Origin of the sequence: Xenorhabdus innexi (assembly GCF_002632485.1) — a bacterium.
Lineage (GTDB): Bacteria > Pseudomonadota > Gammaproteobacteria > Enterobacterales > Enterobacteriaceae > Xenorhabdus > Xenorhabdus innexi.
This window is the reverse complement of record NZ_NIBU01000032.1, coordinates 19,459-30,961: the sequence shown is the minus strand read 5'-3', so window position 1 is coordinate 30,961 and position 11,503 is coordinate 19,459. Positions and strand designations below refer to the sequence as shown.

The window sequence follows — 11,503 nt, the reverse complement described above, 5'->3', positions numbered from 1 at the left end:
ACTTGTCATTGTTGCGGTCATAAAACGGAAGATATGCCTTTGTCGGTTCGTCAGTGGGATTGTCCATCTTGTGGCACTATGGATATAGACCGCGACTTAAACGCGGCTCTCAATATCCGTGATAAAGGCATTCTGGAATTAAAGGCGGCTGGACGGTCGTTTCTGCTTATGGAAGCTGCGTAAGTCTCGATACTATCGAGCAACGGCTAACGAAATAAGAAGCATCGTCCGATAGGGCGGTGAGAAGTCACCAATAAATAATTATCAGTAGTTATACCCAGCGCCATGTTTTTTCTGGCGTGATAATTTCGGGTAAAGGAATATCCCAACTTGCGCTGGGTAGTGAGTCAACCAGTTGAAAGTTATGCGCCAGCCCAATCGGATAAAAATGCTGCTGTTGCCATTTGGCAAGCGTCCTGTCATAAAACCCTCCACCCATCCCCAAGCGTTGCCCGCTACGATCAAAAGCAACGAGTGGAATAAACATAATATCCAGCTCAGAAACAGGTAAAACCTGCCGGATATCCAGCGGTGGCTCTTCTATCTTGAATTGGTTCTGAATGAGAGGAGTGTCAGGCTGGTAACGAAGGAACAGTAAATGATTCCGACTGAAAGGATGTAATACTGGTAAATAGACCTGTTTGTTTTGTTGCCAGAGTTGCTGAATCAACGGGCGTGTGTCTAATTCACCATCAAAAGAGAGATACAGAGCAATTTTTTTTGCTTGCTGGATTTTAGGGTGTGTTACGACCCGTTCGGCTGCCTGTAGGGCAAATTGCAATTGTTGTTCAGGAGAGAGGCTTTTACGTAGTTGACGGATGTCTTTTCTGATGCTTTTTCGAAGAGAGAAAAAAGAATCTGATTGCATGATACCTGCCTATTAAGTAGTGCAGAAAAGGATACAAAACAGATAAATTAGGGTTCTCCAAGATGCCGCTGCAGGTGGTAACCCTTGAACCCTTGGTTCAAGGTGAACATGGTGTCGCCCCTATTAGGCTTCTTGGACTAGCCAAGCATGCTCACAAGAAACGGAGCACCACATTCTATCAGATATGAAATATCGGCTCAGGGGACATCCCCGCTCACGAACACCTCAGAGAAATTTTTTATTACTTTAAACTAATCAACCAGGAACTATCAATCAGAACCTACCCATTTAGTCTTAAGTAACATCATGCAGCCTATTGTATGGAACTAAATGGAGAAAGCAACTGCTTATGCGCATCTATCGTGACTACTGCCTGATTTATAAACAAGGATAAGTTCATTGATGATATGAAACTCACTAATTTCAGGCTGTTGCTACCTTGCTTTAACTTTTGTTACCTTGCTCTAACAGTGCCTGCTCAATCGTCTGCTGGAGCATTTTAATTTTCTGTTCCATATTATAGGCATAATCACGGGTTTTCATTTTTTCCTGTGCCAACTCGTGACAGATATTCAGCGCCACAATAAAAACCAGTTGCTCAGTATTAGTCACTCTGGTGCGTTCTTTGAGGTTATGCAAACGCTGATCAAGTTCATCCGCAGCAGCCTGCAATGCTTCTATCTGCTCTGGTGGACAATTGACACGTAATGACCGCCCAAAAATCTGAATATCTACTGGTTGTGCAGACATGACACCTTCCTGATTTATTACTGTGCCGATACCTTAATTTTGACATACACCCTTTATCTTTCCAGAGTTGTAGTAATCTGGAAAAATAAAGGGTGCAAAAACATATTCTGGTATAAAAATAAGGCCGACACCAATCATTACCGTGCAATACCAAAAAACAACCTGATTATGTTGTCTGGTATAGCGACTCCCCTTGATGGTAGCATAGCATGAACTTATATCGCCAACGATGATCAATATACATGTCTATACAAAACTCATTACCTAATTATCAGTCATTTGATGAAATTTTGCATCAACAGTCAGTCGCTTTGACTGCGGCAGAAATGCACGGTTTAATCAGTGGGTTACTATGTGGTGGAAATCACGACAGTAGCTGGCAGGCTCTTGTGCATGATCTCGCCAATGATGGTCTGGCATTTTCACAGATCCTCGCGCTGCCAATCAGAGAATTGTATGAAACAACCTTCGAATTATTGGATGACAGTAATTTTCACTTTAATTTACTTCTTCCTGATGATAAAGAAGGTGTTTTTGCCTGTGCCGATGCGTTGGCAGGATGGGTAAACCATTTTTTGTTAGGTTTGGGTGTAGCAGATCCTAAATTGACAGAAAGAAAAGAAATTCAGGAAGTTATTACGGATTTACGTAATATAGGTATGCTGGGATACGATGAAAGTGAAGATCAGGAAGAGCTATCTCAGGCACTGGAAGAAGTTCTGGAATATGTTCGTGTCGCAGTGCAGCTTTGCTACATCGCGCTGGTGACACCGAAAAAAGCAGGCAATACCAAAAACGAAAAGCCAACGCTGCATTGATTGGTGATTAATCGATATACCCAATGGATTTCAAATTGCATCGCGACGGCAAAGGAATGACAAATTCGTCGGGAACGAATTTGCCCAGCTAAAGGCTGGCCTCCGGTGAGAGGCAGAAGCCTCTCAGTAACCCCCGGGAGCATAGATAACTATGTGACCGGGGTGAGTGAGTGCAGCCAACAAAGAAGCAGCTTGAAAGACGAAGGGTATAACTAATAATAATGAGATTGCAGGAGAGGGTATGACCAAGCAAGAGTATTTGTCCCGTCGTCAGGTATTATTGTCGAAAATGGCACCGGCCAGCGCGGCCATCATTTTTTCTGCTCCGCATGCGACACGCAATTCAGATAGTGAATATCCTTATCGTCAGCACAGTGATTTTCTTTACCTGACTGGATTTAACGAACCAGAATCTGTTCTTATCCTGATTAAAAGTGATGAAACTCACAATCATAGTGTGTTGTTTAACCGAGTGCGTGATCTGACGGCTGAAATTTGGTTTGGTCGTCGGCTCGGGCAAGAGGATGCACCGGAAAAACTGGGTGTGAATCGAGCCTTGCCATTTGGGGATATTGACGAGCAACTCTACCTGCTGCTGAACGGATTGGACGTGGTTTATCATGCTCAGGGGGAATTTGAATATGCTGACAGAATCGTATTCAGTGCCTTGGATAAATTACGCAAAAATAGCCGCCGCAATCTCATTGCCCCATCAATTATAGCCGACTGGCGTCCGTGGCTGCATGAAATGCGCCTGTTTAAATCAGAAACTGAATTGGAAATCCTGCGTAAAGCCGGGCAAATCAGTGCTCAGGCTCATACCAGAGCGATGCAGCGTTGCCGCCCAGATATGTTTGAATATCAGCTTGAAGCGGAAATTCAGCATGAATTTACCTTTCAGGGGGCACGCTACCCGGCTTATAACACTATTGTTGGTTCCGGGGAAAATGCCTGTATTCTCCATTACATAGAGAATGATCGCCGTATGAAAGATGGCGATTTGGTCCTGATCGATGCCGGTTGTGAATATGAAGGCTATGCGGGTGATATTACACGGACATTTCCGGTTAATGGTAAATTCACCCGTCCTCAGCGAGAAATTTACGATATTGTGCTGAAATCCCTCAATGTTTCCCTTGAGCTTTATAAACCGGGGACCAGCATGAGTGAAGTGACGGCACAAGTTGTGCGTATCATGGTTGAAGAGTTGGTCAAGCTGGGGATTATGCATGGTGAAGTCGAATATTTGATCGAGACCAATGCTTATCGTCAATTTTTCATGCATGGTTTAAGTCACTGGTTAGGGCTGGATGTCCACGATGTAGGGCACTATGGTGTTGATAAAGATCGGATTCTTGAACCGGGCATGGTACTGACTGTTGAGCCGGGGCTGTATATCGCACCAGACGCTGATGTCCCGTCGGAATACCGGGGAATTGGGGTTCGTATTGAAGACGATATTTTGATTACCGAATCAGGTAATGAAAATTTAACTGAATACGTCGTGAAAGATCCTGATGAAATTGAAGCACTGATGGCACAGGCAAAAAAGAATTAGAGTCATATATCTAATGGATTTCAGGTTGCATCATAGTCCGAGGGAGGCAGCCTGAAAGACGAAGGGATAGTAATCAGGAAGTGATAATGAGCGTGATTATCGTAGGGGGAGGAATGGCCGGTGCAACACTGGCGCTTGCCATTTCTTCCTTGAGTCGGGGGCAGTTACAGGTCTCTTTAATTGAAGCAGCAGAGCCGACACAGGAACATCCGGGTTTTGATGCAAGGGCGATCGCCTTAGCTTATGGCACATGTCAGCGTTTAAACCAGATAGGCATCTGGCCTGCTCTGAAAGATTGTGTGACGCCAATTACTCACGTTCATGTCAGTGATCGCGGGCATAGTGGTTTTGTGAATATCCGAGCCGATGACTATAGCATTCCGGCATTGGGTAATGTCATTGAATTGCACAATGCCGGAAACCGTCTATTTAGCTTATTAAAACAGACCCCGAATATTAAGCTTTATTGCCCGGCGAAAGTGAATGCTGTTGAGCGCTCAGATAATTCTGTCTCTATTACTCTGGATAATGGGGAAAAACTGACGGGAAAACTTCTGGTAGCCGCAGACGGCAGCCAGTCTGCTGTGGCAAATGCCTGTCATATTCCGTGGCAGCGACAGGATTATGGTCAGTCTGCCATTATTGCCAATGTTCTGACTTCTGAACATCCTCAGGGGCGCGCGTTTGAACGTTTTACCCAGTATGGCCCGTTAGCATTGCTGCCAATGTCAGAAGGACGCAGTTCACTGGTCTGGTGTCATCCATCGGAAAAACAGGCGGAAATCAGTCAGTGGAAAGATAGCGAATTTCTTTACCAGTTGCAGAAAGCCTTTGGCTGGCGGCTGGGAAAAATGTTGGAAACAGGTCAGCGACACTGCTATCCGCTGGCTTTATCCACAGCCGGACAGCAGATTAGCCATCGTCTGGCTCTGGTAGGTAATTCATCGCAGACGCTGCATCCAATTGCGGGGCAAGGTTTTAACCTGGGTATGCGTGATGTTATGGCTCTGGCTCAGGTGATTTCGGCAGCAGCAATTGAAGGGCTGGATATTGGCTCTTATAACGTTCTTGCACGTTATCGGCAGCAACGGGATGCTGATCGTGAAACAACAGTCGGTATTACTGACGGATTAGTCAGGCTGTTTGCCAATGACTATTTTCCGTTGAGAGTCGGGAGAAACCTTGGCCTGATGGTAATGGAAAGGTTGCCACTGATAAAAGGAACACTGGCACGTCAGACACTGGGCTGGGTCAACCATCATTCAACGGCAGAATAAGTCAGATTAAGAGGAAATAAAACATGCAGTCATTTGATGTGGTGATCGCAGGAGGTGGTATGGTTGGCCTTGCGCTGGCCTGTGGTTTACAGGGTAGCGGTTTGCGCATTGCGATTGTTGAAGAGCATCCGCCAACCGGTAAATTTCATACCAATGATGAGCATGCACTGCGTGTTTCTGCCATCAATGCCGCCAGTGAAAGATTACTAACCCATCTTGGTGTCTGGCAGAAAATACTGGCAATGCGTGCCAGTCCTTATCATGGAATGGAAGTCTGGGATCAGGACAGTTTTGGCCGTATTCAGTTCAGTGCCGCAGAAAATGGTTTGAGTCACCTTGGGTATATCATCGAAAACAACGTGATCAGGCAGGCTTTATGGGAGCAGGCTGAAAGTTTATCTGACATAACCATGTTTGCTCCTGTTTCGCTTAAGCATGTTGCATGGGGAGAAAAGGAAGCCTTTATTACCCTGACTGATCAGCAAATGCTGACTTCACGGCTGGTGGTCGGTGCAGATGGCGCTCATTCATGGTTACGTCAGCATGCGGATATTCCTCTGACTTTCTGGGATTATGAACATCACGCACTGGTTGCTACCATTCATACTGCGGAACCTCATCAGGGGGTTGCCCGTCAGGTCTTCCACGGCGATGGTATTCTCGCTTTTCTGCCACTGTCTGAGCCACATTTATGCTCTATTGTCTGGTCACTCCCGGCGGAAGCAGCAAAACAGCGCAGGGCAATGGATGCTGAATTATTTAACCGGCAGTTGAGTGCAACTTTTGATATGCATCTGGGGCAATGTGAGCTGGTCAGTGAGCGGCAAACCATTCCGTTGATGGGGCGTTATGCCCGCAATTTTGCTGCACATCGGCTGGCTTTATTAGGGGATGCTGCACATACGATCCATCCGTTAGCCGGTCAGGGAGTCAATCTGGGGTTTATGGATGTGGCAGAACTGATTGGTGAACTTCATCGATTGCATCAGGCAGGTAAAGATATCGGGCAATATCTCTATCTTGGTCGTTATGAACGTCGTCGCAAACATAGTGCGGCAGTCATGCTGGCTGGTATGCAGGGGTTTCGTCAGCTCTTTGATGGCAATAACCCAGTCAAAAAATTGTTTCGTGATGTAGGGCTGGCTGTGGCTGACCGTTTACCGGGAGTGAAACCAAAATTACTCCACCATGCAATGGGACTTCATGATCTACCGGATTGGCTGATGGCCCAGACTCCTTCAGTTGAATAATTCTAATATCGCCGATGATTTGGGATTAGTTTTTTTTATATCAGGCTAAAGTGTATACAGTCGATTTGCTTCACGCTTTAGTCTGTTTCTAATAAAAAAAGAACATATTTTGTATTTTACTGCCAGTTTTTAGCGTCCCGCCACAATAAATTAGAAAAAAATTCTGCATGATAGTGAAGTGTTTTTGAAGGTATCACTGTGGGGTTGATAATTTATTCTATGGTTCATTTCCATTTTCAGTGATAACTTCTAGTCCAAGGTATCGTTTGCGCTGTTAATCGCTTTTCTGCTTCATGATCCAATATTTGTCGGTTAATACGCCGTATTTTACTCAGATCAAGAACGTCTTCATGTCAAGAATGGAAAGAGGGAAATAATGTCAAAACACACCCCATTGTATGAACAACATCTGGCATGCGGAGCACGCATGGTAGATTTTCATGGCTGGATGATGCCCCTTCATTACGGCTCACAAATCGACGAGCATCACTCGGTGCGAACTGACGCAGGTATGTTCGATGTTTCCCATATGACTATTGTGGACTTACACGGCGCGGGTTGCCGTGATTTTCTCCGCTATCTTCTGGCAAATGACATTGCCAAACTGAATGAAAAAGGTAAAGCACTTTATACCGGGATGCTGAGTGCTTCCGGCGGTGTTATTGATGACCTGATTGTCTATTTTTTCACAAAAGATTTTTATCGCATGGTGGTTAACTCAGCTACACGTGAGAAAGACTTAGCGTGGATAAAACAACATGCTGAAAAATATCCTGTTGAGATCACTGTGCGTGATGATTTGGCGCTCATTGCGGTGCAAGGCCCGAATGCACAATCTAAAGTACAATCTTTGTTAAGTGAAGAACAAAAACAAGCTATTGCAGGCATGAAACCATTCTTTGGTATACAGGCCGGTGATCTATTTATTGCAACGACTGGTTATACCGGTGAGGCAGGGTATGAAATTGCCATGCCTCAGGAGCACGCAGCGGGTTTTTGGCAACAGTTGCTGAAAGAAGGTGTAAAACCAGCGGGGTTGGGAGCGCGGGATACACTACGCCTTGAAGCGGGAATGAATCTTTATGGTCAGGAAATGGATGAATCCATTTCACCATTGGCAGCTAACATGGGATGGACAATTGCCTGGGAGCCGGAAGATCGCCAGTTTATTGGCCGCGAAGCCCTGTCAAAACAACGTGAATCCGGAACAGAACAATTAGTCGGATTAGTCATGCGTGAGAAAGGTGTATTGCGCCGTGGGCTAACGGTTGGCTTTACTGATGAAACGGGTGCAACACATTTTGGTGCTATTACCAGTGGAACATTTTCTCCTACATTAGGATTCAGTATTGCCCTTGCACGGATACCGCGAGGGGTTGGAAAGCAGGCAGTTGTCCAGATCCGTAATCGTGAGATACCGGTTCAGGTTGTGAAACCGGGCTTTGTGCGGATGGGAAAATCGCTTGTAGGATGATTTTAGTCGCAACATTTTAATTAATAAAAAATAAGGAGATGGAACCGATGAGTCATGTACCCGCTGAATTACAATATACCGAATCACACGAATGGATTCGTTCTGAAGGAAATGGCGAATACACCGTGGGTATTACCGAACATGCCCAGCAGTTATTAGGCGATATGGTGTTCGTTGACTTACCTGAAATCGGAATGCAGGTAAGCGTTGGTGATGATTGTGCTGTTGTTGAATCTGTTAAGGCAGCTTCTGATATTTATGCGCCACTGAGCGGTGAAGTCATTGCTATTAATCCGGCACTGGAAGGCTCGCCGGAATTAGTGAACAGTGGGCCTTATCATGATGGCTGGTTGTTCCGCATGAAGGTAACTGATGAAAGTAAATTGTCCGAGCTGCTTGATGCAGATGGTTATCGGACATTACTGGCAGAAGAAGAGTAAGCATTTATCGCCCCGCACTACCAAAGTTATATCGTAAGCGGGGCGTTTTTTCATGTGTACCGTTTTTTAGCTAGTTTCAGGAAATTATTATCAATGACCCAGACTCTAATCCAACTTGAAAATCAAGGTGAATTCATTCGTCGTCACATTGGTTCTTCTGCCGGACAGCAAAAAGAAATGTTGGCAATGGTAGGCGCAAACTCCCTTGACGATCTCACTACTAAAATTGTTCCCCGTGATATTGCACTGCCAGAACCACCAGCTGTAGGAGAAGGTGCGACAGAACAACAGGCACTGGCTGAACTGAAGGCAATAGCTGGTCAGAACAAACGTTACCAGTCTTATATTGGTATGGGATATGCTCCTTCAGTTCTCCCACCGGTTATCCTGCGTAATTTGTTGGAAAATCCCGGTTGGTATACGGCATATACACCATACCAGCCGGAAGTTTCTCAAGGGAGACTGGAAGCCCTGCTGAATTTCCAGCAAGTTACCATCGATCTGACCGGATTAGATCTTGCGTCAGCATCGCTGTTGGATGAAGCAACTGCGGCGGCAGAAGCGATGGCGATGGCAAAACGTGTCAGCAAACTGAAAAATGCTGAGCGTTTCTTCGTTGCTGATGACATTCACCCGCAGACACTGGATGTGGTTCGTACACGAGCGGCGACGTTTGGGTTTGATGTCATTGTTGATAAAGCAGAAAAAGTACTGGAGCTGGAAAGCATTTTTGGTGTTCTGCTGCAACAAGTGGGCACTACCGGTGAAGTCCATGACTACAGTGATCTTATTTCAAAGCTGAAACAGAAAAAAATTATTGTCAGTGTTGCCGCTGATATCATGGCATTGGTCATGCTGACCGCACCGGGTAAACAGGGTGCTGATATTGTATTTGGTTCAGCACAGCGTTTTGGTGTTCCGATGGGATATGGTGGCCCATATGCTGCATTCTTTGCCTGCCGTGATGAATACAAACGTTCGATGCCGGGCCGTATCATTGGTGTTTCCCGTGATGCCGCCGGAAATCGGGCACTACGCATGGCGATGCAGACACGTGAACAGCATATCCGTCGTGAAAAAGCGAACTCTAATATCTGCACATCGCAGGTATTGCTGGCAAATATTGCTGGCATGTATGCGGTCTACCACGGGGCCGAAGGTCTGAAAAGAATAGCCGGACGTATTCATCGGCTGACTGATATTTTAGCCGCAGGCCTGCAAAAAGCGGGTTTAACTCTGCGTCACAAAACGTGGTTCGATACCTTGACTGTGGAAGTCACCGATAAAGCATCAGTTTTGGCTCGTGCTGAAAAAGCACATATCAATTTGCGCACGGATATCCTTGGTGCAATCGGGGTGTCATTAAGTGAAAAGACCAGCCGTGATGATTTGACAACCTTATTTCAGGTTTTAACTGGCACTGAAACGGTGTTAGATGTTGATGCGCTTGATATTGAAGTCTCGGCAGGCAGCCAGTCTGTTCCGGCTTCAATGTTACGCAATGACGACATTCTGAACCATGATAACTTCCGCCGTTATCACAGCGAAACAGATATGATGCGCTATCTGCATAGTCTGGAACGCAAAGATCTGGCATTGAATCAGGCGATGATCCCATTAGGTTCGTGCACAATGAAATTGAACGCAGCCGCCGAAATTATGCCGATCACATGGCCTGAATTTACGGAGCTGCACCCTTTCTGCCCACCAGAACAGGCTCAGGGTTATCAGCAATTAATTAGCCAACTGTCTAACTGGTTGGTATTGCTGACAGGTTACGATGCTGTATCTATGCAGCCAAACTCTGGTGCTCAGGGAGAATATGCCGGTCTACTGGCTATCCGCCATTACTATGCCAGCCGTGGAGAGCAACACCGCCATATCTGCCTGATCCCAAGCTCTGCGCATGGTACAAACCCGGCATCAGCACATATGGCTGGCATGACAGTGGTTGTGGTTGATTGTGATAAAGATGGCAATATCGATCTGACCGACCTACAGGAAAAAGCAGAAAAACACCGTGATGAACTGGCCTGTATCATGGTGACCTATCCGTCAACTCACGGTGTATATGAAGAAACTATTCGTCAGGTTTGTGACATTATTCACCAGAATGGCGGTCAGGTTTACCTTGATGGCGCTAATATGAATGCTCAGGTTGGCATCACTACGCCGGGCTTTATCGGTGCTGATGTTTCACACCTTAATCTGCATAAAACCTTCTGTATTCCACATGGTGGCGGTGGTCCGGGTATGGGACCAATCGGTGTGAAAAAGCACCTTGCACCATTCTTGCCGGGGCACTCTGTGGTGGAAATGGATTCATTAACCACGCAGGGAGCCGTATCCGCAGCGCCATTTGGCAGTGCGTCTATTCTGCCTATTAGCTGGATGTATATTCGTATGATGGGAGCTAAAGGGCTGAAACAGGCCAGTCAGGTTGCGATCCTGAATGCTAATTACATCGCAGCCCGCCTGAAAGGCGCTTATGACATCCTGTATACCGGGCGCGATGGTTATGTTGCTCACGAATGTATTCTGGATATTCGCCCATTGAAAGAAGAATTCGGTATCAGTGAGATGGATATTGCCAAACGCTTGATTGATTATGGCTTCCATGCACCAACTATGTCATTCCCTGTCGCGGGAACACTGATGGTTGAGCCGACTGAATCTGAAAGCAAAATGGAAATTGATCGCTTTATTAATGCCATGCTGGCTATTCGTGAAGAGATTAACAAAGTGGCAAAAGGCGATTGGTCACTGGAAGATAATCCGCTGGTGAATGCACCACACGTTCAGGCTGAACTGGTTTCTGACTGGGAACATGCCTACAGCCGTGAAGTTGCTGTTTTCCCCACGCCAGAGACAAAGGAAAATAAATACTGGCCGACAGTAAAACGTCTGGATGATGTTTATGGGGATCGTAATCTGCATTGTTCCTGCGCACCCATTGAAGATTATCGTTAATATTGATGTAACCTATTAATTAAAAAATTTAAAACATAAAAGCAGTGCTGAGAGGAGTCTCACACTGCTTTTTTAGATTTACAGAGTTTAGATTCACC

The 11,503-nt window shown here is 45.8% G+C and carries 9 protein-coding genes, 1 other RNA gene and 1 pseudogene; 8 read left to right on the top strand and 3 right to left on the bottom strand.

Annotated features, from left to right (window positions below; translation table 11 throughout):
- Window positions 1-218 (top strand): annotated as a pseudogene (locus tag Xinn_RS12960) (zinc ribbon domain-containing protein); the annotation flags it as partial.
- A 53-nt stretch (window positions 219-271) separates the two neighbouring features.
- On the opposite strand, the gene Xinn_RS12955 reads toward Xinn_RS12960, so the two are convergent.
- The 3 genes from Xinn_RS12955 to zapA form a co-directional block, all read right to left on the bottom strand.
- Window positions 272-868, bottom strand: a complete 597-nt coding sequence (locus Xinn_RS12955; RefSeq protein WP_086955932.1) for a 5-formyltetrahydrofolate cyclo-ligase — start codon at window positions 866-868, stop codon at window positions 272-274.
- 50 nt (window positions 869-918) lie between these two features.
- A non-coding RNA gene (gene ssrS, locus Xinn_RS12950) (6S RNA) lies at window positions 919-1,103 on the bottom strand.
- Between the two features lie 209 nt (window positions 1,104-1,312).
- The gene (gene zapA, locus Xinn_RS12945; RefSeq protein WP_086955933.1) at window positions 1,313-1,618 is read right to left on the bottom strand and encodes a cell division protein ZapA; all 306 of its coding nucleotides are present in this window, start codon (window positions 1,616-1,618) and stop codon (window positions 1,313-1,315) included.
- A 242-nt stretch (window positions 1,619-1,860) separates the two neighbouring features.
- On the opposite strand from zapA, the gene Xinn_RS12940 reads away from it, so the two are divergent.
- The 7 genes from Xinn_RS12940 to gcvP all read left to right on the top strand — a co-directional run bounded on the left by Xinn_RS12940 (window position 1,861) and on the right by gcvP (window position 11,405).
- Window positions 1,861-2,436 (top strand): YecA/YgfB family protein, encoded by a 576-nt coding sequence (locus tag Xinn_RS12940; protein WP_086955935.1) that lies wholly within the window; start codon window positions 1,861-1,863, stop codon window positions 2,434-2,436.
- A 241-nt stretch (window positions 2,437-2,677) separates the two neighbouring features.
- Entirely contained in the window at window positions 2,678-3,994 is a 1,317-nt protein-coding gene (gene pepP, locus Xinn_RS12935) for a Xaa-Pro aminopeptidase (RefSeq protein ID WP_086955936.1), read from the top strand.
- Between the two features lie 86 nt (window positions 3,995-4,080).
- The gene (gene ubiH / locus Xinn_RS12930) at window positions 4,081-5,271 is read left to right on the top strand and encodes a 2-octaprenyl-6-methoxyphenyl hydroxylase (RefSeq protein ID WP_086955938.1); all 1,191 of its coding nucleotides are present in this window, start codon (window positions 4,081-4,083) and stop codon (window positions 5,269-5,271) included.
- 23 nt (window positions 5,272-5,294) lie between these two features.
- On the top strand, window positions 5,295-6,521 hold the full coding sequence (gene ubiI / locus Xinn_RS12925; RefSeq protein ID WP_086955939.1) for an FAD-dependent 2-octaprenylphenol hydroxylase: 1,227 nt from the start codon (window positions 5,295-5,297) through the stop codon (window positions 6,519-6,521).
- A gap of 376 nt (window positions 6,522-6,897) precedes the next feature.
- A complete protein-coding gene (gcvT, locus tag Xinn_RS12920) occupies window positions 6,898-7,995 on the top strand; it encodes a glycine cleavage system aminomethyltransferase GcvT (protein ID WP_086955941.1) in 1,098 nt (365 codons plus the stop codon).
- A 47-nt stretch (window positions 7,996-8,042) separates the two neighbouring features.
- Complete coding sequence (gene gcvH, locus Xinn_RS12915) at window positions 8,043-8,435, top strand: glycine cleavage system protein GcvH (protein WP_086955943.1); 393 nt, start codon at window positions 8,043-8,045, stop codon at window positions 8,433-8,435.
- A 93-nt stretch (window positions 8,436-8,528) separates the two neighbouring features.
- Complete coding sequence (gene gcvP / locus Xinn_RS12910) at window positions 8,529-11,405, top strand: aminomethyl-transferring glycine dehydrogenase (protein ID WP_086955944.1); 2,877 nt, start codon at window positions 8,529-8,531, stop codon at window positions 11,403-11,405.
- Window positions 11,406-11,503 lie beyond the last annotated feature (98 nt).

What these genes read in the sequence shown, in the direction of transcription:
- Xinn_RS12955 (WP_086955932.1), bottom strand. Translation starts at nt 868, where the DNA reads ATGCAATCAGATTCTTTTTTCTCTCTTCGAAAAAGCATCAGAAAAGAC.
- zapA (WP_086955933.1), bottom strand. Translation starts at nt 1,618, where the DNA reads ATGTCTGCACAACCAGTAGATATTCAGATTTTTGGGCGGTCATTACGT.
- Xinn_RS12940 (WP_086955935.1), top strand. Translation starts at nt 1,861, where the DNA reads ATGTCTATACAAAACTCATTACCTAATTATCAGTCATTTGATGAAATT.
- pepP (WP_086955936.1), top strand. Translation starts at nt 2,678, where the DNA reads ATGACCAAGCAAGAGTATTTGTCCCGTCGTCAGGTATTATTGTCGAAA.
- ubiH (WP_086955938.1), top strand. Translation starts at nt 4,081, where the DNA reads ATGAGCGTGATTATCGTAGGGGGAGGAATGGCCGGTGCAACACTGGCG.
- ubiI (WP_086955939.1), top strand. Translation starts at nt 5,295, where the DNA reads ATGCAGTCATTTGATGTGGTGATCGCAGGAGGTGGTATGGTTGGCCTT.
- gcvT (WP_086955941.1), top strand. Translation starts at nt 6,898, where the DNA reads ATGTCAAAACACACCCCATTGTATGAACAACATCTGGCATGCGGAGCA.
- gcvH (WP_086955943.1), top strand. Translation starts at nt 8,043, where the DNA reads ATGAGTCATGTACCCGCTGAATTACAATATACCGAATCACACGAATGG.
- gcvP (WP_086955944.1), top strand. Translation starts at nt 8,529, where the DNA reads ATGACCCAGACTCTAATCCAACTTGAAAATCAAGGTGAATTCATTCGT.